18 protein-coding genes are annotated in these 21,047 nt (G+C 74.4%); 6 read left to right on the plus strand and 12 right to left on the minus strand.

Translation table 11 applies throughout. The features are described from left to right. The first annotated feature begins 346 nt into the window (after positions 1–346). On the plus strand, positions 347–1,435 hold the full coding sequence (gene ychF / locus QNO09_RS18940; RefSeq protein ID WP_283971384.1) for a redox-regulated ATPase YchF: 1,089 nt from the start codon (positions 347–349) through the stop codon (positions 1,433–1,435). A 144-nt stretch (positions 1,436–1,579) separates the two neighbouring features. Here ychF and QNO09_RS18945 read toward each other — a convergent pair whose 3' ends face one another. The 5 genes from QNO09_RS18945 to QNO09_RS18965 form a co-directional block, all read right to left on the minus strand. After that, positions 1,580–2,749 carry a hypothetical protein gene (locus tag QNO09_RS18945; protein WP_283971385.1) on the minus strand — a complete coding sequence of 390 codons (1,170 nt, stop codon included), beginning with the start codon at positions 2,747–2,749 and terminating at the stop codon, positions 1,580–1,582. A gap of 154 nt (positions 2,750–2,903) precedes the next feature. Then, the gene (locus QNO09_RS18950; protein ID WP_283971386.1) at positions 2,904–3,284 is read right to left on the minus strand and encodes a hypothetical protein; all 381 of its coding nucleotides are present in this window, start codon (positions 3,282–3,284) and stop codon (positions 2,904–2,906) included. Then, positions 3,272–3,883: a class F sortase gene (locus QNO09_RS18955; RefSeq protein WP_283971387.1), complete on the minus strand. Its 612-nt coding sequence runs from the start codon at positions 3,881–3,883 to the stop codon at positions 3,272–3,274. Before QNO09_RS18955 ends, QNO09_RS18950 begins: the two co-directional genes overlap by 13 nt. A gap of 28 nt (positions 3,884–3,911) precedes the next feature. Beyond that, a complete protein-coding gene (locus QNO09_RS18960; protein WP_283971388.1) occupies positions 3,912–4,739 on the minus strand; it encodes a DUF4397 domain-containing protein in 828 nt (275 codons plus the stop codon). A 105-nt stretch (positions 4,740–4,844) separates the two neighbouring features. Next, entirely contained in the window at positions 4,845–5,450 is a 606-nt protein-coding gene (locus QNO09_RS18965) for a sigma-70 family RNA polymerase sigma factor (protein WP_283971389.1), read from the minus strand. A 162-nt stretch (positions 5,451–5,612) separates the two neighbouring features. Between QNO09_RS18965 and QNO09_RS18970 the strand changes: the two genes are divergently transcribed. From QNO09_RS18970 to QNO09_RS18985, 4 genes are all read left to right on the plus strand, one after another. Further along, complete coding sequence (locus tag QNO09_RS18970; protein WP_283971390.1) at positions 5,613–6,740, plus strand: MerR family transcriptional regulator; 1,128 nt, start codon at positions 5,613–5,615, stop codon at positions 6,738–6,740. 107 nt (positions 6,741–6,847) lie between these two features. Continuing rightward, positions 6,848–8,071 (plus strand): lycopene cyclase family protein, encoded by a 1,224-nt coding sequence (locus QNO09_RS18975; RefSeq protein ID WP_283971538.1) that lies wholly within the window; start codon positions 6,848–6,850, stop codon positions 8,069–8,071. Beyond that, positions 8,068–8,799 carry a class I SAM-dependent methyltransferase gene (locus QNO09_RS18980; protein WP_283971391.1) on the plus strand — a complete coding sequence of 244 codons (732 nt, stop codon included), beginning with the start codon at positions 8,068–8,070 and terminating at the stop codon, positions 8,797–8,799. The genes QNO09_RS18975 and QNO09_RS18980 overlap by 4 nt, the downstream gene beginning before the upstream one ends. After that, on the plus strand, positions 8,796–10,397 hold the full coding sequence (locus QNO09_RS18985) for an FAD-dependent oxidoreductase (protein ID WP_283971392.1): 1,602 nt from the start codon (positions 8,796–8,798) through the stop codon (positions 10,395–10,397). The genes QNO09_RS18980 and QNO09_RS18985 overlap by 4 nt, the downstream gene beginning before the upstream one ends. 67 nt (positions 10,398–10,464) lie before the next feature. Here QNO09_RS18985 and QNO09_RS18990 read toward each other — a convergent pair whose 3' ends face one another. From QNO09_RS18990 to QNO09_RS19020, 7 genes are all read right to left on the minus strand, one after another. After that, a complete protein-coding gene (locus QNO09_RS18990) occupies positions 10,465–11,469 on the minus strand; it encodes a Rieske (2Fe-2S) protein (RefSeq protein ID WP_283971393.1) in 1,005 nt (334 codons plus the stop codon). Continuing rightward, a complete protein-coding gene (locus QNO09_RS18995; protein WP_283971394.1) occupies positions 11,462–12,445 on the minus strand; it encodes a phytoene/squalene synthase family protein in 984 nt (327 codons plus the stop codon). The genes QNO09_RS18990 and QNO09_RS18995 overlap by 8 nt, the downstream gene beginning before the upstream one ends. Continuing rightward, positions 12,432–13,994 carry a phytoene desaturase gene (locus tag QNO09_RS19000; RefSeq protein WP_283971395.1) on the minus strand — a complete coding sequence of 521 codons (1,563 nt, stop codon included), beginning with the start codon at positions 13,992–13,994 and terminating at the stop codon, positions 12,432–12,434. The genes QNO09_RS18995 and QNO09_RS19000 overlap by 14 nt, the downstream gene beginning before the upstream one ends. Then, positions 13,991–15,133, minus strand: coding sequence for a polyprenyl synthetase family protein (locus tag QNO09_RS19005; RefSeq protein ID WP_283971396.1), 1,143 nt, complete (start codon positions 15,131–15,133; stop codon positions 13,991–13,993). Before QNO09_RS19005 ends, QNO09_RS19000 begins: the two co-directional genes overlap by 4 nt. Positions 15,134–15,216: 83 nt before the next feature. Beyond that, positions 15,217–16,590 carry a cryptochrome/photolyase family protein gene (locus QNO09_RS19010; RefSeq protein ID WP_283971397.1) on the minus strand — a complete coding sequence of 458 codons (1,374 nt, stop codon included), beginning with the start codon at positions 16,588–16,590 and terminating at the stop codon, positions 15,217–15,219. A 4-nt stretch (positions 16,591–16,594) separates the two neighbouring features. After that, positions 16,595–18,178: an SDR family oxidoreductase gene (locus QNO09_RS19015; RefSeq protein ID WP_283971398.1), complete on the minus strand. Its 1,584-nt coding sequence runs from the start codon at positions 18,176–18,178 to the stop codon at positions 16,595–16,597. Between the two features lie 117 nt (positions 18,179–18,295). Next, positions 18,296–20,407, minus strand: a complete 2,112-nt coding sequence (locus QNO09_RS19020; protein WP_283971399.1) for an MMPL family transporter — start codon at positions 20,405–20,407, stop codon at positions 18,296–18,298. Positions 20,408–20,516: 109 nt separating this feature from the next. On the opposite strand from QNO09_RS19020, the gene QNO09_RS19025 reads away from it, so the two are divergent. After that, positions 20,517–21,005 (plus strand): MarR family winged helix-turn-helix transcriptional regulator, encoded by a 489-nt coding sequence (locus QNO09_RS19025; RefSeq protein WP_283971400.1) that lies wholly within the window; start codon positions 20,517–20,519, stop codon positions 21,003–21,005. Positions 21,006–21,047: the final 42 nt, after the last annotated feature.

Raw genomic sequence — 21,047 nt, forward strand, 5'->3', positions numbered from 1 at the left:
CGGGGCGCGCGGGGGTTCGCACCGGCGCCGGGCGGCGCCGCGGCCCGGGCGGCCGGGCCGCGCGCACGGGCTCGCCCCCCGCTCCCCGCCCCGCCTGGGACGGCACGGGTTGCCGGGGCGGCCTGGGCCGGTCCCGTCGCGGTCCGTACTGGGGAGATCGCGTCCTGTATTGCTCCACCGCACCAACTTAGGTCGTTCAATATGCCGAATAGCCCGTCAGACACGCCGATGACCGCGGCTTGGCCAAGCGTTCGATACGTCGCCTGGGCGGATCCGGACACGCCGTAGACTGGTGGATCGGCCGGTCCCCTGGCCCTCTGGCCCTCCACTCACGGGAAGTCGCAACGTGTCGCTCACGATCGGAATCGTCGGTCTGCCGAATGTCGGCAAGTCGACCCTGTTCAACGCCCTGACCAAGAACGACGTGCTGGCGGCCAACTACCCGTTCGCCACCATCGAGCCGAACGTCGGCGTGGTCGGCGTCCCGGACCCGCGCCTCACCAAGCTGGCCGAGATCTTCTCCTCCCAGCGCGTCCTGCCCGCGACCGTCGACTTCGTCGACATCGCCGGCATCGTGCGCGGTGCCTCCGAGGGCGAGGGCCTGGGCAACAAGTTCCTCGCGAACATCCGCGAGTCCGACGCGATCTGCCAGGTCATCCGCGCCTTCAAGGACGAGAACGTCGTGCACGTCGACGGCAAGGTCTCGCCCAAGGACGACATCGAGACGATCAACACCGAGCTGATCCTCGCGGACCTGCAGACCATCGAGAAGGTCCTGCCGCGCCTCCAGAAGGAGTCGCGGATCAAGAAGGACATCGCGCCGAAGGTGAAGGCCGTCGAGGAGGCCAAGGAGATCCTGGAGAAGGGCGACACGCTCTTCGCGCACGGCCTCGTCCAGGGCAGCGAGCGCGCGGAGCTCCTGCACGACCTGCACCTGCTCACCACCAAGCCGTTCCTCTACGTCTTCAACGTCGACGAGGACGAGCTGACCGACGAGGACTTCAAGAACGAGCAGCGTGCCCTGGTCGCCCCCGCCGAGGCGATCTTCCTCAACGCCAAGCTGGAGGCGGACCTCGCCGAGCTCGACGAGGAGGAGGCGCTGGAACTCCTCCAGTCCGTCGGCCAGGAGGAGCCGGGCCTCGCCACCCTCGCCCACGTCGGCTTCCGCACGCTGGGCCTCCAGACGTACCTGACCGCCGGCCCCAAGGAATCCCGCGCCTGGACCATCAAGAAGGGCGCGACGGCCCCCGAGGCCGCCGGTGTCATCCACACCGACTTCCAGAAGGGCTTCATCAAGGCGGAGGTCATCTCCTTCGACGACCTGGTGGAGACGGGCTCGGTCGCGGAGGCCCGCGCGAAGGGGAAGGCCCGCATGGAGGGCAAGGAGTACGTCATGCAGGACGGGGATGTGGTGGAGTTCCGCTTCAACCTGTAGTCGTTCGGTTGCTGGACGTCAGGATCCAAGTCAAGCGTGCAGAGGGGAAGGGGTCGGACTCAACAGAGTCGGGCCCCTTCGTCATCACCGTGCCGGATGAGTGCTGGATATTGCGCGGGGCGTCAGTGGGGGGCGGGTCCGGCCCTACTCGGTAGGCGGTTCGAGCATCGACTCGAAGGCGGACTCCTCCTCATCGCGCACCTGAGGGAGGAATCCGTCGGGGACGGTGCGGGCGGCGGTGGTGAGCAGACGGTCCAGGACTTCCCGGTCGGTGGCCGGGGGAAGCCGAAGCGCGGCGAGGAGGCGGTCGCGGTCGGCGGGGTGGCCCGGGTGGTCGTCGAGGTAGTCGGAGTTGAGGGTCGGGGGTCGGAAGCCGGCCAGGGCGTCGTGCCAGGACGGCAGCACGATGACGAGGGTCAGGGCGTCGGCGAGAGACTCGGCGATGAGGGAGGCCCGGCCCTCGGAGTCGGTGTAGAGCACGGGGCGGGGAGCTTCGGGTACGGCCGGGCCGCAGAGGTAGTGAGTGCCGCCCGCGTTGCAGCCGGCGACGGGTTCCACCGGGAGCCCGTTGGGCAGGGCGATCGAATCGATCGGGTCGGTGCGGGCGAGGTCGAACTCGCCGTCACAGGACAGGTAGGAGGCGACCTCGGGGTGCGCGGCGATCCTTTGGAGCAGTGCGCCGTCCGCGAGAACGGCCGGATTGAGGGTTCTGGCGACCGCGGGGGTGAGGGGGCGTCCGGCGAGGACGTGGCGGATGGCGTCGAGGGGGACGGAGCGCTCGTAGTAGTCCTCGAAGTGGGCCTGGACGGCCTCGGGGGAGCGGTCCGTGAGGAGGTGGAAGAGGAAATCGGAGCCGTCCGGGTCCTCGCTGCCGGTGGGGAAGGCGATGGTCGAGCCAGTGCGCCAGGCCGTGTCGCCGGTCTCCCGCCACAGGCAGGCGGTGACCCGTGGGGCGTCGATGCCCTTGTCGCGGAAGGCGGGCTCGTCCAGGAGTGGACGCAGCAGGGCGGGCACGTCATCGAGGACACCGGGCCAGACCTGCCCGTCGTCCGTCCCGTACGGACTCATCTCGGACTCGTGGTCGAAGCCGCGTATGAGCACACCGGCCGAGGTGAAGAGGACGGAGAAGTCGTCCCCCGAGCCGTTTTCCATGAGGGCCGCCTCCACGCCGGGGCCCCACGTGCCGTCGAAGGTGTACTGGCAGAACCGCGGATCGTCGCCGATCGCCGTGTCCAGGACGGCCAGGGCGCGCAGGTACGTACGGAGTTGGTCGGGGCCGGGGAGGAGGGCGGCAGTCTCGTGTGCGGTGCTCATAGTGCGCCATGGAAGCAGCCGCCACTGACATCCGGCGTGGCCGTCCGGACAGTGGCTGCCGCCTTCAGTGGCTCTGGCCTACCGCACCTGTTCCACGAGGGCTGGACGCCGTCCCGCCCCGCGCCGCACGGGCCGGATGCCGTCCCGTCTCGCGTTACCCGGACCGGCCGTTCGAGCGCCGGTGTCGGGACCAGCGGGCGGCGGCGAGGCCGGTGGCCGCGGCGAGGGCGAGCAGTGCCAGCAGGGTGAGGAGGGCACGCCTTCGGTGGTTCGGGATGACTGGGGGCGGTCCGGGTGGGGGCGTGTCGTGGGTGATGTCCCGGGAGATGCGTCGCCAGACGCGCTCCGGGGGTGCCGCCGACAGGTCCACCAGGTGTGCGGTGCGTGCCGCCGTGACCACCCGGAGCAGCACGCGGAGTTCGTCGCGGCACCGGTCGCACCGCTCGACGTGCCGCAGAGCCTCGGCGTCGGCGTCGGTCGGGGTGGCGTTGCGCAGCGCCAGTTCCACCAGGTGCGCGGGGTCTACGTGGGCCACTGCGCCCTCCCGACGGGTTCCGCCGTGACGACGAGGTTGGACTGGTAGCCGCCCCGCTCGGGGACGTACGGGGGCGCGCAGGTGATCAGCGTGAGGACGGGGGCGCCGGAGCGGCGGAACGCCGAGGGGGGCAGCTCGTCCTTCGGCACGGTGACGCGGGAGACGACGCGGTAGCGGACCGGCTCGTCCCCCGCACGGCGTACTTCGACGCGGTCCCCGCGCCGTACGCCGTACAGCGCCAGGAACTCGCCGAGGTCGCCGGTGTCGGTGTCGACGTGTCCGGCCAGCACCGCCGAGCCCCGGGCGCTGCCCGGCGCGGGGCCATGGCGGTACCAGCCGGCCACGTCGGGGTCGCCGGGGACGTTCATGCTCCCCCGGCCCGTCACACCCACGGGAATGACCCGGGCGTCGAGACCGGCGCGGGGGACGAGTACCCGCCGGGGCGGCGGGTTTCGCGCCGTGCCGGGTGCGGGGGGTGTCTCCGCGGCCACCGCGCCCCGGCGCTCCGACGGCGCGGCCGCGAAGTCGGGTGCGGGCGCGGCCGGTTGCGATGGACGGTCCGGAAAACCGGCGACGGCTGCCAGAGCGGCAGCCGCCACGATCGGTCCCGTCAGCCGTCGCGTGCCCTCAGCCACGCCGGCCGGCGACCCGGCGGGCCACCAGTAGGCCCGTCACCGCGACCGCTCCGGCCGCCGCGGCCCAGGCCGGCCCGAGGTCGGCGGAGTTCGGGGTGACGGCGGCACCGCTGCCGCCCGCGGGGACGCCGCGGGGCGACGACGCCATGCCGCTGAAGGTCTGCGTCGCCAGGGCGAGGTTCTTGTCCTCGGCGCTGCCCCAGGCGTAGACGACGTTGCTGGTGCCTTCCGAGAGTTTCAGGTCGGCCGGGCCGATGGCCACCGTGTCCGTACCGGCGAGCACCACATCGGTGTTGAGGGTGCCCGCGTCGACCTCGGCGGTGTCCTCCTTCGGGTTGGTGAGGTTGCTGAAGACCGGCTGCCCGCCCGCCCGGACGTCGACGGCGGGTGCCGCCGCGACATGACGGACCGTCAGACGGGCCTGGCCGGCGTCGACCTGGGAGACGTCGTTGGTGAAGGCGGTGAGCTGCGGTGTGCCGTCGGCGGAGAGGTGGGCGGCGACCGTGGCGTTCGCGCCCTCGGGCACCTTGATCTCCTTCTGCAGGGCAGGAGTTCCGCCGGGCCCCTTGCCCGCTTCGAAGATCTGGATGTCGTAGGTTCCGGCATCGAGGGACTGCGGGTCCGTCACCGTGCCGGGCTTGAAGTCGCCGATCAGTTCGTCGCCGTTGGCGTACACGTCCACGGTCATGCCGGGGATGCCGTGGAAGACGGACACCATGGCCTTGTCCTGCTGGCCGGCCAGGGCGGGAACGGAGACGCCGAGGGCCAGGGCACAGGCACCGGCCGAGGCGGCGATGGCGAGTCGGGTGTGGGAGGTCATGGGAATCATCCCTTCGAAATCCCTGTGAGGGGGTCTCCGTGCGATGCGGAGTCTCGGTCCTGTTTCAGGCGCGGGGGCCGCCATGGATGCGGACGGCGGCACCCGCTAGAGGTCCGTGTCGGGGACCAGGGCCTGCTCGATCACCGTGCGCAGCCGGTGCAGGCCGCGCCGGGCGTGACTCTTGACGGTGCCCAGGGGCATGCCGGTCCGTTCCGCGATCTGCGCCTGGGTCAGATCCTCGTAGAAGGCCATGCACAGCACCTCCCGCTGGTGGCGCGGCAGCCGCGCCAGGGCGTCGATGAGCAGGACCCGGTCCAGGACGCGGTCCGGTGCCGTCTCGTCGGGCCCGCCGGTGTCCGCCTCCCGGCCGGCCGAGTCGATGAGTGTCAGGCGCCGCGTCCTGGCCGCCAGCGCGTCGACGATCTTGCGGCGGGTGATGCCGACCAGCCAGGCGCCGAGCGGACCCCGTTCGGGGCGGAAACCGGCCCGGCCGTGCCAGGCGCCGAGGAAGACCTGCTGGGTCACGTCCTCCGCCTCGTAGGTGTCCCCGAGCAGTCGGGTGGCCATGGTGTGGACGAGTGAGCCCCAGCGCCGGTAGATCGCGGCGAACGCCTCCTCGTCGGCGGCGACGAGGCCACGGGCCAGCTCCTCCTCGTACCGCGTCTCCTCCGCGGGCGCGGTGGGGGCGGTGGGTCGCGTATTCGTGATCATGGCCTGGTTCCTCCTGCAGTGCGTCGTGCGGGGACGGAAGGCCGTCTGCCGAACCGCACCGGTCGCGCTGTGCCGAGCCGCGACCATGCGCTCGAAGCCAGTGTTCGGTGCACAAACGACGCACCTCAACATGCGTCGTTTGTGCGTCGTACAGTCGGAGGCATGGGTGTACACGAACGAGACAGCGAGGACCGCGGACGCGAGGGCTCGCCGCTCGGTGGCGGACTGACCACCGGAGAGGTGGCCAGACGCCTGGGGGTGGCGCCCACCACGGTCCGGACGTGGGACCGGCGCTACGGCCTCGGGCCGGAGGGGCACACCGGTGGGCGGCACCGCCGGTGGACCCTCGGGGACGTGGCACGGCTGGAGCGGATGTGCGCCCTGACCGCGACCGGGATACCGCCCGCCGAGGCGGCGCGCACGGTGCTCGGCGAAGCGACGCAGGGCGCCGGCCCGGCCGGGCGCGCGGCCCCGGTGACAGCGGAGGCGGCCAGGGCCGGGCAGGCCGCCGCAGCGCCTGGGCAGGCGGGCCCGGCCCGGCGGGCGGCCGAAGGGGCACCGGGACCCGCTCTCCCCGACCGGCCGGTCGCCGACGCATCACCCCGATCGTCCGCCCGCACCCGGAGCCGGGCGGGCAGCGGACTGCGCCTCGGTGATGTGCGCCAGGAATGCAAGGGCATCGCCCGTGCCGCTCTGCGTCTCGACGCCGCCGCGCTGGACCACCTGCTGGAGACCGCGATCGCGGAACACGGGCTGGTCGCCGCCTGGACCGAGGTCATCGTGCCGACCCTCCAGGCGGTCGGCCGCAAGTGGGAGAGCTCGGGCGAGAAGTACGTCGAGGTCGAGCACTTCCTGTCCTGGCACGTCTCGGGCGCCCTGCGGCGCGGCGCCCCGCCCGTGGCCGCCGACCGCCCGGGCGCGACCGTCGTGCTCGCCTGTGTGCCGGGGGAGAACCACACGCTGCCCCTGGAGGTGCTGGCCGCCGCGCTCGCCGAACGCGGCCTGCCGGTGCGGATGTTCGGCGGTGCCCTGCCCGTGGAGTCACTCGTCACGGCCGTACGCAGAACGGGACCGGCGGCGGTGGGGCTGTGGGCGCAGTCCCGGACCACCGCCAGCCGGCCCCTCGCCCAGCACGTGGCCGCGATGGAGTGGGGCGTGCGGGGCGCCCGCCGCAAGCCGGTCGTCCTGACCATCGGGCCGGGCTGGACCGGCCGGACCGTCGCCGGGCTGCCGCGTCCGACGGGGCTCGCCGAGGCCGTCGCGGTTCTGGAATCGGTCGTGTCGCGGTAGCTCCGGCAGCGCTGCATCCGAACGGGGCCGTCCGCCCGAAGCGGTGAACGGACGGAACACAGTCGACCGGCTGGCCGGGAGCGTGGTGTGCGGATGAGCGGCGCGTGGTGGACCCGGTGACCCGGGGGCCCGCCGGCACGTCGGACGTGGTGGTGATCGGGGGCGGCGCGGCCGGCCTCAGCCTGGCGAACCGGCTGGTCGGGACCGGCGTCGCGACCGTGACCGTGGTGGAGCCGCCGGACGGTCCCGCACGTCCGGCGGAGCGCACCTGGTGCTACTGGGACCAGGACGGCGACGACCTCGGCGAGGCGGTCACCGCCACCTGGCCCCTGCTGCGGGTGCACGGCCCCGACGGCACCCCGCTCACCGTCGACCCGGCCCCCTCGCGCTACCGCATGGTGCGCTCCACGGCCTTCGAACGGCTGGTGCACGCGCGGCTGGCGGATTCGCCCGGCGGACGGCTGCTGCGCGCGACGGCCGACACGGTGCGGGACGTGCCCGGGGGCGCCGAGGTCCGCTGCACGGCACCCGGCGGCCGCACGCTGACCCTGCGCTCCCGGTACGTGTTCGACTCGCGGCCGCTGCCCGCCCTTCCCCCGGCCAGGACCCAGCTGCTCCAGCACTTCCGCGGCTGGTTCGTGCGCACCCGCGACGGCCGGTTCGACCCGGCGGTCGCCGACCTCATGGACTTCCGGGTACCCCAGCCGCGACACGGGCTCGCCTTCGGCTACGTCCTCCCGCTGGCCCCGGACCGGGCACTCGTCGAGTACACCGAGTTCTCCCGGACCCCCCTGACCACCCCGGAGTACGAGGCGGCGCTCGGCCACTACGCCCGCGCGGTGCTGCGCCTGGGCGAGTTCACCGTGGACCGTGCCGAGCAGGGTGTCATCCCCATGACCGACGCCCGCTTCCCCCGGCGAACGGGCGCGTCGGTCTTCCGCATCGGGACGGCGGGCGGCGCCACCCGCCCCGCCACCGGCTACACCTTCGCGGCCGTCCAGCGGCACAGCCGGGCCATCGCCGACGCCCTGCGCGACGGCCGCGCCACCGTGCCCCGGCCGCACGGGCGGCGGGCCCTCGCCATGGACGCGGTGCTGCTGCGGGCCCTGGACACCGGGCGGATCGACGGCCCGGCGTTCTTCACCGGCCTGTTCCGCCGCACGCCCCCGCAGCGCCTGCTGCGCTTCCTCGACGGCGCCACCTCGGTCCGGGAGGAGTGGGGCATCGGACTGCGCACCCCCGTGGGCCCGATGCTGCGCACCGCGCTCGAAGTCCCCTTCCTGCCCCGTCGCACCCACCCCGCCCCAGGAACCCGAAAGAGCCCCCCATGACCCTGCTGCACGACCGCGACCTGGCCCACGCCTTCGACCACGCGTCCGGCACCTACGACCGCCTCACCGGCCTCAACCCCGGCTACCGCACCGACCTGCTGCGCTCGGCCCGCCGGCTGCGACTGCCCGGGGACGGGGCCGGTCTGCACCTGCTCGATCTCGGGTGCGGCACCGGCGCCTCCACCCGGGCCCTGCTGCGGGCCGCGCCCCGGGCACGGATCACCGCGGTGGACGCCTCCGCCGGCATGCTGCGCCGGGCGCTGGCCAAGCCGTGGCCCGACGGGGTGCGCTTCCTGCACCTGAGCGCCGAGGAACTGCCGACGGCCGGCGAAGGCCCGTTCGACGCGGTCTTCGCCGCCTACCTGTTCCGCAACGTCTCCGACCCGGACGGCGTCCTCGCCACCGTCCGGTCCCTGCTGCGGCCGGGCGGACGCCTCGCCGTCCACGAGTACAGCCTCGGCGGCTCGCCCGCGCAGCGCGCCCTGTGGACGGCCGTGTGCCAGGGGGTGATCATCCCGGCGGGCACGCTCACCGGCGACCGGGCCCTGTACCGGCACCTGTGGCGCAGCGTCCTCGACTTCGACACCGCGCCCGTCTTCACCGGCCGGTTGACGCGGGCCGGGTTCACGCGGGCCCGCGCCCTGCCCCTCGCCGGGTGGCAGACCGGCATCACCCACACGTTCGTCGCCCGCAACGGCGGCACCGAGACGGCGGAGGCCGCCCGATGAGCACCCGCACCACCGGCCGCGGAGGTGAGGGAAGCCGCCCGACGCGCCCCACCGCCCGCCGAGGCCGGGACCGCAAGGCCGAAGTGCTGATGCCCGAGCCCGGCCGGGACCGGTTCGGGCCCGCGGACGCGCCGTCCGTCGCCGTGGTGGGCGGCGGCATCGCCGGACTCGCCGCGGCCACCGGGCTGGCCGAGCGCGGCGCCCGGGTGACCCTCTACGAACGGGAGGAGTCCCTGGGCGGCCGACTCGCCGGCCACCGCACCCTGCTGGCGGACGGCTCCGAGGTGACCATGAGCCGGGGCTTCCACGCCTTCTTCCGCCAGTACTACAACCTGCGCGGCCTGCTGCGGCGCACCGACCCGGCCCTCGCCCGCCTCACCCCGCTGCCCGACTACCCCCTGCGGCACAGCGGCGGACTGACCGACAGCTTCGCCCGCGTCCCGCGCACCCCGCCCCTCAGCGCCCTCGGTTTCGTCGCCCTCAGCCCCACCTTCGGCTGGCGCGACCTCACCGCCCTGGACGCCCGGGCGGCCCTGCCGCTCCTGGACGTGCGCGTGCCCGAGGTGTACGCCCGCTTCGACCAGATCGGCGCGACCGACTTCCTGGAACGCGTCCGCTTCCCCGAGGCCGCGCACCACCTGGCCTTCGAGGTGTTCTCGCGCAGCTTCTTCGCCGACCCGCGCGAACTCTCCGCCGCCGAACTGCTGCTGATGTTCCACATCTACTTCCTCGGCTCCTCGGAGGGGCTGCTCTTCGACGTGCCCGACGAGCCCTTTCCCCAGGCCCTGTGGGAACCGCTCGGCGACTACCTCCGGCGCCTCGGCACGACCGTCCGCACCGGCACACCCGTCCACGGCGTGGAACCCGCCGACGCCGGGGGAGCGGAAGTGCGCACCGGCACCGTCACCGACCGGCACGACGCGGTGGTGCTCGCCCTGGACACCGGGGGACTGCGCCAGGTCGTCGCCGCCTCGCCCCGCCTGGGCACCGCCCCCTGGCGCGAGGGCATCGCCGCCCTGCGCACCGCCCCGCCGTTCCTCGTCTCGCGGCTCTGGCTCGACCGGCCGGTCCGCCCCGACCGCCCCGGCTTCCTCGGCACCAGCGGCTACGACGGCCTCGACAACATCAGCGTCCTGGAACGCTACGAGGGCGAGGCCGCCCGCTGGGCAGCGAAGAACGGCGGTTCGGTCGTGGAACTGCACGCCTACGCCGTCGGCCCCGGCACGGACCGGGAAAGCGTGCAGGACGCGCTGCTCGGGCAGGCGCGGCGGGTCTACCCGGAGATCGGTCGGGCACGGGTCGTCGACGCCCGGCACGAGTGGCGCTCGGACTGCCCGCTCTTCCCGGTCGGCACCCATCACCGGCGCCCCACCGTCCGGACCCCCCACCCCTGGCTGACGCTGGCCGGTGACGGACTGCGCTGCGACCTGCCCGTGGCGTTGATGGAACGCGCCGCCACCACCGGCTTCCTGGCGTCCAACGCCCTGCTCGCCGGGTGGGGGGTGCGCGGCCAGGTGCTGTGGACCGTGCCGCGGGCCGGCCGCTCCCCTGTGCTGCGGGCACTCGGCGCGCTCGCGGGACCTCCGGCGCACCGGTGACACCCGCGGCCGGGCGGGCCCGGGCCGAGACGTCGCCGAGGTCGCGGATCGCCTCGGCGGGTTCACCTCATCCGGGGAACCGCCCGGTGCTGCGCAGCGCCCAGCGCCGCTCGGCGTAGGCGAGGTCGTCGCGCCACAGGCGCCCTGCGGTGCGCCGCATCAGGGGGCGCAGCACGGGGGCGGCGGCCCGGGCCAGTGCGAAGCCGCGCCGATCCGAAGCGGCGACGACCGCCTCGATCACGGCCGTCCGCGGCCGTTCCGCGTCCGCGGCGGTCAGCGGCGTGGCATGGGTCTCCACCACGGACGTGGCGCCCTCGCCCTCGGTGATGCGCATGACGACGGTACGCGGCTCCGGCGCGGTGAACTCGGCCCTGACGGGCACCACCAGACGGCCAGCCACCCGGAAGGACACATCGACCACGAAGGCGTCGTCCGTCTCGCCCCGCGGTTCCCGGGCCACCGTCAGATCGACGAAGGAGTACGGGTGGAACCAGGACCCGTGCCACGGATCGAGGCGATTGGCCACCACGTCCTGCGGTTCGCACCGCCCGGACGCCGTGAACACGGCGTCCACCCCGGTCGCCGCCGCGGGACGCACCGGAACCACCGGCCGCTCCGACGGCTCCTCCCCGCCGACCGCGTCCAGCCGGACCCACACCAGCACCCCGTCGTCGTGGGCGGGGTACGGCTGCCAGCCGGCGAACGGCGAGCCGTCCAGCGCCAGTCCGTGCCAGTGGCACACCAGCGTGCCGCACACCACCCGGCTGTCCCGCAGGGGAGCACCGAGGTGCGGGCAGACACCGGAGCCCGCCCGGAGGTCACCCGACGACGAGCGCCACAGCACCACCTCGACGCCGCCGACGGTCCTGCCGCAGGGGCTGCCGGGTCGCACGTCCCGGGAGGCGCCGACCACGAACCAGTTGCCGGAGGGCCGGGCGGACGCCCGTTCGAGGGCGTCGGCGATCAGCGCCGGCCGTGCCGCGCGCCAGGTCGGCGTCTGCTCCGCCCAGCCGGGGCCGCGGCGCCGCCGCAGCGGTGAGGTCCAGCGCGCCTTGTCCGCTCGGTCAGCCACGACCCGGTCCCTTCCGTTCCAGTGCGGCGCGGTCCGCCGCGGGCGTCGCGCGCCACCGCGCGCGGGCCACCTTCAGGACACCCGCCGCGGCGGTGGCCGCCCGCCGGCGGCGGGGCACCACCGCACGGTGATGCAGCACGGTGTAGCCCTGCCGCGCGATCGTGTCGAGGATGCCGCCGTACAGCGTGAACGCGGTGCCGATGCAGGGGCGCACCCTCGGGTCGAGCATCGCGATGCCCGGCCGGGCCGTCCGGTACACGTCCCTCGTCATGACCTCGGCCTCGACCAGCGCCGCCCGGATGCGCGGGTCGCCGCGGCCGGTCCGCCGGCTCCAGAGCAGCAGCGAGCGGTCCACGCCGTGCGCGGCGAGCAGGTCGGCGGGCAGGTAGACGCGACCGCGGTCCAGGTCCTCGCCCACGTCCCGCAGGAAGTTGGTGAGCTGGAAGGCCACCCCGAGGGCCGCCGCGTGCGGCGCCGCCTCCTCGCGCGGGACGACCGTGCCGAGCACGGGCAGCATCTGCAGGCCGATCACCGCGGCCGAGCCGTGCATGTAGGCCCGCAGATCGGCGTAGGTCGGGTAGTCCGTGACGGTCAGGTCGGCGCGCATCGAGGCGAGGAAGTCGGCGAACAGGTCCACGTCGATGCCGTAACGGTCGGCGGTGTCCGCCACGGCCCGGACCACCGGCTCGGTGCCGCCGCCGGTGCGCAGCGCGTGCCCGAGGTCGCCCTCCAGCCGCTTCAGCAGCAGGTCCCGCTCGTCGGGGGTCAACCGCCGGTCCAGGTCGTCGACGATGTCGTCGGCCCAGCGGGCGAAGCCGTACAGCGCGTGCACCGCCGCACGGCGTTCCAGCGGCAGCAGCCGCGTGGCCAGGAAGTAGGTCCGGCCGTGCCGGGCGTTGAGCTGCCGGCACCGGCCGTAGGCGGCGCGCAGGCCGGGGTCGGTGATCCCGGCGGCGTCCAGTTCACGACGGGTCATGGGCACCTGCTCCGGTCGGGGTGGACGGGAGGCGGTCCGCCGGCCGGACCGTCCGGGCCGGCCGGGTGCGGCCCCCGGTGACACGGGCGGCGGCGAGCTTCCCGCTGATGAGCACGGTCGGCACGCCGACACCGGGTGTGGTCCCGCAGCCCGCGAGCACCACGTTGTCCAGTCCGCGCACGAGGTTGCGCGGCCGGAAGGGGCCGGTCTGGGCGAAGGTGTGGGAGACGGAGAAGGGACTGCCCGCCGCGTGGCCCTGGGCCGTCCAGTCGAGCGGGGTCACCAGCAGTTCCTCCTCGACGCTGTCCGCGAAGCCGTCGAGGCCGCGGCGTTCCAGCTCGGCGAGCAGGCTGTCGCGGTAGCGCGGGCCCAGGTCCCGCCAGGCGGCGGCGGAGGGGCCGACGGCGGTGTTGGGGCAGGGCGCCAGGACGTAGTGGAGGTGGCGGCCCGGCGGCGCCAGGGAGGCGTCGTGCGTGGTCGGCCGGGTGATCAGCAGCGACGGGTCGCTCATCAGCCTCCCCGAGCGGGTCAGTTCGTCGAAGGTGCGCTCCCACGCGGCGCCGAAGGACAGCGTGTGGTGGGCGAGGTGGGGCCAGGTGCGGTCGGTCCCGGCGTGCAGGACCACCGCGGACGGCGAGTGCCGCAGCCGCACCGGCCGCCGGGGAGCCCGGCCCAGCAGCCGGTGCGCGGCGGGCAGTTCGCAGGTCAGCACCACCGCGTCGCACGGGATGCGCTCACCCGAGGCGAGGCGGACGGCCCGCACCCGGCCCGCCGAGCGTTCCAGCGCGCTCACCTCGGCCGACCAACGCAACTCGGCACCCGCGTCGGCCGCCACGTCCGCCATCGCCCGGGGCAGGGCGTGCATGCCGCCCTTGGGGAACCAGACACCGGCCACGGTGTCCATGTAGGCGATCACCGCGTACGCCGCGAGCGCCCGGGCCGGAGCCACCCCCGCGTACAGGGCCTGGAAGGAGAAGACCCGGCGCAGCCGGGCGTCGGAGAGGAAGCGGCCGATCCGGCCGTCGAGACGCCCGAAGCCGCCCAGCGCCGCCAGCCGGGCCAGATCCGGGTGGGCCAACTGGAGGGGCGAGTCGAAGTTGGTGTCGATGAAACGGCGCATCTGCGCCCGGTACAGCCGCTCCAGCCACTCCCGCAGCCTGCGGTAGCCCGCCGCCTCCGCCGGTCCGGCGAAGCGCCGCACCTCCGCCTCCATGGCGTCGCCGTCGGTGTGCACGTCGAGTGAGGTCCCGTCCGCGAAGCCCGCCCGGTAGGCGGGGTGCAGGGGCACCAGCTCGACGTGCCGTTCGAGGCTCTCGCCGACGGCCGCGAACGCCTCGTCGGCCAGGTGCGGCATCGTCAGCACGGTGGGCCCGGTGTCCACCAGGTAGTCGCCGAGTCGTGCCCGCCCGGCCCGGCCGCCCGGGCCGGCGTCCCGCTCCACGAGCGTGACCCGGCGGCCGTCGCCCAGCAGATGCAGGGCGCACGCCAGACCGGACAGACCCGCGCCCACCACGACGACATGGTCCGTCGGTCCCGTCACCGTCCTCATACCAGCTCCTCGGCGGGCTGCGGGGCGACGCCCGAGGCCCGCTCGACCAGGGCGGCGAACTCCCGCCGCACGACGGGTGCGGCACCGGTCGCCTCGAAGTGCCGCAGGCCGGCGGCCGCCAGCCGCGCGATCCGTGCCTCGATCTCGGCCCGGGCGCCCGTCCGTTCCAGCACCGCCCGCATCCGCTCGACGCCGTGCTCCGGGCGGGCGCCCGCACCCGGGGCGAGCACGGCGGCGGCCTCCTGGTCGCCGGTGGCGTCGGCGAGCCGGACGGCGGCGGCGAGGAGCGGCGTGAGCTTGCGGGAGCGCAGATCGTCGTCGGAGGGTTTGCCGGTCACCTCCGGGTCGCCGAAGGCACCGATGAGGTCGTCGCGCAGCTGGAAGGCCAGCCCCCCGCAGCGGCCCGCCGCCCGCAGCGCGTCCAGGACGGGCGCGTCCGCACCGGCCAGGGTCGCGCCGAGCGCCAGGGGCCGCGCGACGGTGTACCGGGCGCTCTTCAGCACGGCGATGGTCCGGGCCTCCTCGGCGTCGGAGGAGCCGCTCGCCTGCGCGCGCAGATCGCGGTACTGACCGGCGACCATCTCGGTGCGCATGACCCGCCATTCGTCGTACAGCCGCGCGCCGTGCGGTGCGGCGAGCGCCGTCTCCGTCAGCAGGTCGTCCGCCCACGCCAGTGCCAGGTCGCCCGCGAGCACGGCGGCCGACGTCCCGAACGAGTCGGCGGACCCGCCCGCGCGGCCGGTCCGGTGGTCCCGGGCGAAGTCCACGTGCATCGCGGGCGCGCCCCGGCGCAGCGGTGATCCGTCCATCACGTCGTCGTGGATGAGCGCGCAGGCCTGGAGCAGTTCGAGGGCGGCCCCCGTGCGCAGGACCGCCCCGGGGTCGCCGGAGCCACCCGCGGCCCGCCAGCCGCACCACACGAACGCCGTGCGCAGCCGCTTGCCGCCCCGCCGGACGAACGCGGCGACGCGGTCGGCCATGTCGTGGGCGAACACCGCGTCGGTCTCGCGGGCCTGCCGCAGTCGCGTGTCGAGCACCCGCTCCAGGACGCGCTCCACGGCGCGCGTGGCCCCGGGAGCGGTGAGCGGGGCGTGGTTCGTCTCCGCCGGTCCGGCCGGCGTCGGCCACGGTCCAAGCATGCACAACCCCTTCTCGCTTCCGGTCGTCCGCACATCAGTGCTTCCACCGGGGGCGGTGTTTCGGATGCGCGCGTGTCGTGCTGTCAGCCGCGGCCGCGGGCCTGCCGGAAGCGGGCCAGTCCCTCACCGAGGTCGAGGAGCGGCGCGGGATAGCGCAGCCGGGCCCGCTCGTCCGCGGGGAGCCGCCAGGGCTCGTGCACCGCCGTGCCGCCGACGTCCGCCAGTTCGGGCACCCACCGGCGGACGTAGGTGCCGTCCGGGTCGTAGCGCTTGCCCTGGAGCACGGGGTTGAGGACATGGTGGGGACGGGTGTCGGTGCCGGTGCCGGCGACCCACTGCCAGTTCAGCTGGTTGTTGACGAGGTCGCCGTCCACCAGGTACCGGAGGAAGTGCCGGGCACCGATCCGCCAGTCCACATACAGCGTCTTGGTCAGGAAGCTCGCCACCAGCAGCCGGGCCCGGTTGTGCATCCAGCCCTCGTGGCGCAGCTGGCGCATGCCCGCGTCGACCACCGGGTAGCCGGTGCGGCCCTCCCGCCAGGCGGCGATGTCCTCGGCGGCCTCGTCCTCGCCGCGCCACCGGTCGCCCCGGGTGCGGTAGTCCCGCGCGGCCGCATCGGGCCGGGCCGAGAGGACCTGGTGGTGGATGTCGCGCCAGCACAGCTGACGGACGAAGGCCTCCGCGCCGGCGCCGCCCTTCTCCCTGGCCCGCCGTACGACCTCCACCGGCGAGAGCGCCCCGAAGTGGAGGTACGGCGACAGGCGCGAGGTCGCGTCACCGGCCAGGTCGTCGTGGCGTTCCTCGTAGCGGGACAGACCGGTGTCGGTCCATCGCGCCAGCATCTCGCGCCCGGCCGTCTCCCCGCCGTCCGGAAGCCGCGGCGACAGGTCCGCCATGCCCGTCCGGGACGGCGGCTCCTCGCCGCGCACGGCGTCGGGGACCCGTACGGCGCGCGGCGCGGGCAGGAGGTCGCGCAGCCGTTCCTTGGACCAGCGGCGCATGTAGGGGGTGAACACGGCGAAGTGGTCGGAGCCGAGTGGTGTCACGGCCCCCGGGGCGACGGCGGTGACCACGGTGTCGTGCACCCGCAGGGCGACACCGGCGGCGTCGAGTTCCTCGCGCAGCCGCTCCTCACGTCGGTGGGCGTAGCCGGTGACGCCCGCGGCCATGTGGACCTCCGTGGCGCCGCAGGCGGCGGCGACCGCGCGGACCTCCCGGGCGACCGGCCCGGTGCGCACCACCAGCCGTCCGCCGCACCGGCGCAGCGCCGAGTCGAGGTCGGCCAGGCAGTCGGCGAGGAAGGCGGCGCGGTTGGGCACGTCGAAGCCGGCGGCGTGCACGGCGGGGTCGCGGACGAACAGGGGCACCACCTCGTCCGCCGAGTTCAACGCGGCGTGCAGGGGCGGATGGTCGTGCAGACGCAGGTCCGAGGTGAACAGGACGACCGCGGCGGTCATGGCGTCACTCCTGGTGCGGTGGTGCGGATTGCGTTCGTTGCTCCCGGACCCTTCGCCGCCGGCGGGCCCGTCGGATGCGGGCGGCGCTCCGGCGTCCGCTCGTGCCCTCGGACGCGGCCCGCGCGATGTTGCGGGCCATGCCGCCGAACACGACGGAGTGGAACGGGGCGACGCTCCACCAGTAGGCGTGGCCCAGCAGGCCGCGCGGATGGAACAGGGCCCGTTGCCGGTAGCGGGTGCGGCCCTGCTCGTCGGTCTCGGTGTACATCTCCAGCCAGGCCAGGCCGGGCAGCCGCATCTCGGCCCGCAGCCGCAGCAGACGACCCGGTTCGATCTCCTCCACCCGCCAGAAGTCCAGCGAGTCGCCGACCCGCAGACGCTCGGTGTCCCGCCGTCCGCGGCGCAGTCCCACACCGCCCGCGAACCGGTCCAGCCGGCCCCGGACCGCCCAGGCCAGCGGGGAGGAGTACCAGCCGTTGTCGCCGCCGATGCCCTCGACCACCCTCCACAGCGCCTCCCGGGACGCGTCGACCGGCCGTTGCCGTTCGTCCTGGTAGAGGCTGCCGCCCGCCCAGTCGGGGTCGGTGGGCAGCGGGTCGCTGGGCGCCCCGGGCACCGAGGCCGAGGACCAGCGCGTGGTGACCTGCGCCTCCCGCACCCTGCGCAGGGCCAGGGCCAGCGCCTCGTCGAACGGCAGGGGCCGGCCCGGGGCGTCCGGCACATAGCGGGCGATGTCGTGCTCGTGGCAGACGACCTCGTGCCGCAGCGACTCGGTCAGCGGCCGGGCCAGGGAGGCGGGCACGGGGGTGACGAGTCCCACCCAGTGGCTGGACAGCCGCGGGGTGAGGACGGGGACCGGCACGATGAGCCGCCGCCGCAGTCCGGCGACGGCGGCGTAGCGCCGCATCATGTCCCGGTAGGTGAGGACGTCCGGCCCGCCGATGTCGAAGGCCCGGTCGACGTCGTCCGGCATGGTGGCCGACCCGACGAGGTAGCGCAGCACGTCCCGTACCCCGATGGGCTGGGTGCGGGTGTGCACCCAGCTGGGGGTGACCATGACGGGCAGGCGTTCGGTGAGGTAGCGCAGCATCTCGAACGACGCCGAGCCGGAGCCGATGACGACGGCGGCGCGCAGCACCGTCGCGGGCACGGGCGAGTCGAGGAAGATCTGCCCCACCTCGGCCCGGGACCGAAGATGCGGGGAGAGCGAGTCCTCGGGGACGCCGCGTGGCGTGAGCCCGCCCAGGTAGACGATCCGCCGCACCCCGGCGGCCCGGGCCTGCTCGGCGAAGGTCCGGGCGGCGGCGCGGTCGGTGTCCTCGAAGCGGGAGCCGGAGCCGAGGGCGTGCACCAGGTAGTAGGCGACGTCGATGCCGCGCATCGCGGACGCGAGCGACTCCGGGTCGGTGACGTCCCCCTGGACGGTCTCGGCGTGCGCCGCCCAGGGGTGGTCGCGGAGCTTGGCGGGGGAGCGGGCGAGACACCGGACGCGGTGGCCTTCCTGCAGCAGTTCCGGCACCAGTCGCCCGCCGATGTAGCCGGACGCCCCGGTGACCAGGCAGTGCAGCCGCTGCCCGTCCGTCGTCATGGTCGTGCCTCCGTCCGCCGTCGCCGTCGCCGTGCTGTCGGTTCACGGCCGGCCCTGACGCGAACACTTCCCGCCCGGCGCCCGCGGCGGATGCGCGACACGGGCGCCGGCGTCGGTTCAGCCGGAGGGGGTACCGCCGTCCGGCCCTCGCGGCGTCCTTCGGGCCAGGGCGCTCGGCCACCACGCCCGCGGCCCGATGTCGATCATCAGCGCGGGCACCAGCAGCGAGCGCACCACGAGCGTGTCGAGCAGCACCCCGAAGGCGACGATGAACGCGATCTGCACGAGGAACGCCAGGGGGATCACCATCAGCGCCGCGAACGTCGCGGCGAGCACCACACCGGCCGAGGTGATCACCCCGCCGGTGGTGGTCAGCCCGCGCAGTACCCCCTGCCGGTTGCCGTGCGCGAGCGCCTCCTCCCGGACGCGCGACATGAGGAAGATGTTGTAGTCGACGCCGAGCGCCACCAGGAACACGAAGCCGTACAGCGGCACCGACGCGTCCGTGCCGCTGAACCCGAGCAGGTGCTCGAAGACCAGCGCCGACACGCCGAGGGTCGCCAGGAAGTTGAGCCCCACGGTCGCCACCAGCAGCACCGGCACGAGCAGGGAACGCAGCAGCAGCATCAGGATCAGCAGGATGACGGCGAGCACGATCGGCACGATGACCGTCCGGTCCCGGGCGGCGGTCCGCTGGGTGTCGTACTGCTGGGCGGTGTACCCGCCGACCAGCGCGTCGGCCTCGGGGATCGCGTGCACCGCGGCGCGCAGCCGCGCGACGGTCTCCTTGGCCGCGTCGCTGTCCGCGCTCGCCGCCAGGGTGGCGTCGATGCGCACCCGCCCGTCGACGACGAGCGGTTCGCCCGCCCCGGGCCGTCCGGAGGCGCCGACGGCACCGGCGAAGGCCACGCCCTCGGTGCTCCGCGCGGCGGCCGTCACCTCGGCGGTCCGGTCCGCGTCGGCGATGATGACGGCGGGGTTGCCGGACCCGCCGGGAAAGTGCGCGCCGAGCGTCTCCTGCGCGGACACCGAGGGCGCGTCGTTCACGAAGATCTCGTCCAGCGGCATGCCCTTGGCGGACAGGGAGGGCGAGAAGGCCGCGAACACGGCCAGCACGAGCGCCGTCACCACCCAGGTCCGCCGCGGCCGGCCGTTGACCGCCCCGGCGACCCGCCGCCACACGCCGGTTCCCTCCCCGGGCTCCTCGGGGGGTTTGGGCCGGGACGGCCAGTAGGCGGTGCGGCCCAGCAGGGCCAGCGCGGCCGGCAGGAAGGTGAGCGTGGTGAGCACGGCGCAGCCGATGCCGATGGCGCCGACCGGCCCCAGGGCACGGTTGTTGGTGAGGTCACTGGCGAGCAGGGCCAGCAGCCCGAGCGCCACGGTGGCCGCGCTGGCGGTGATCGCCCCGAACGACCGGCGTACGGCGGCCGTCGCGGCCCCGAAACGGTCTCGGCGCAGGGCGAGTTCCTCGCGGAAGCGCGCGGCGAGCAGCAGGGCGTAGTCGGTGGCGGCGCCGATCACCAGGATCGACAGGATGCCCTGCACCTGCCCGTCGACCCGGACCACGTCCCGTTCCGCCAGCGCGTAGACCACGGCGCAGGCCAGGCCCAGGGCGAACACCGAGCCCAGGATGATCAGGAACGGCAGCAGGACACTGCGGTAGACCAGCAGCAGGATCAGCAGGACGGCGCCGAGGGCCACGCCCAGCAGCAGTCCGTCGATGCCCGCGAACGCGTCCGACAGATCCGCCTGACTGGCGGCCGGTCCGGCGATCTGCGCCGTGGTGCCCGGCACGGCCCGGGCCGCCTCGCGCACCGCGTCGAGGGTGGTGGGCAGTTCCTCGCCGAGGTCGGGTTCCAGCTGGACGACGGCCTGCATCGCCTGACGGTCGTCGGAGAGCAGGGCGGGCGAGGGGCGGCCGACGACGCCGGGCTTCCCGGCGAGCGCGCCGACGGCCCGGGTGGCCTCGGCCCGCCGGTCCTCGGTGAACCGTTCCCCGTCCGCCGTCCAGACCACGATGGCCGGCACGGTCTCGGACCGGTCGAACGCCTTCCGGGCGTCGAGGACGCGGGTGGACTCGGCGCTACGGGGCAGGAAGGCGGCCTGGTCGTTGGTGGCCACCTCGCCGAGCTTGCCCGCGTAGGGGCCGAGCGTTCCGCCCACGCCCAGCCAGACGAGGAGCAGGACGAGCGGTACGAGCCACCGGGCCCGTCGCTGTGCGGTTCTCATGCGCATCCCAAGCCGTAGGAGGTGAGTCGTGGACAAAGTAACTCACTCATAAAGTATCTCAATGGTTGAGAGATACTAGGGTGGGGGGATGAGCGGCTCCGGTGCATCCATGGCATCTCTTCCGGCGGACGACCCCACCGGGTTGCAGGCCTTCGCCGTCCTGTTGCGCCGGATGAACAGCGAGTTCAACCGCATCGCCCAGGAGTTCGCCCGGGCGCAGGGGCTGCACCTCACCGACATGCAGGCCCTCATCGCGATCCTCGACGCCGACTCCGACCCGGAGGCCGGGGGTGAGCCCATGACGCCGGGCCGGCTGCGGGGACAGCTCAACCTCACGTCCGGCGCGGTGACCGCGTGCCTCGACCGGCTGGAGCGGGCCGGGCACATCCGCCGCGTCCGGGACGCCGGCGACCGCCGGGTGGTGCACCTGCACTACGCCGACGCGGCCAGGGGCCTGGCCCGGGACTACTTCCGCCCCCTGGCGCGGAGCACCGACGCGGCCCGGGGCCGTTTCGCCCCCGAGGAACTGGAGGTGGTCGTCCGGTTCCTCGCCGAGATGAACGCGGAACTGGCCCTGCTGCGCCGGGACCCCGGCTGAGGGTTCGTCACGAACGGGTCGGGGCCGGACTCGCACGAGCCC

It is taken from the genome of Streptomyces sp. 378, assembly GCF_030124145.1.
GTDB lineage: Bacteria > Actinomycetota > Actinomycetes > Streptomycetales > Streptomycetaceae > Streptomyces.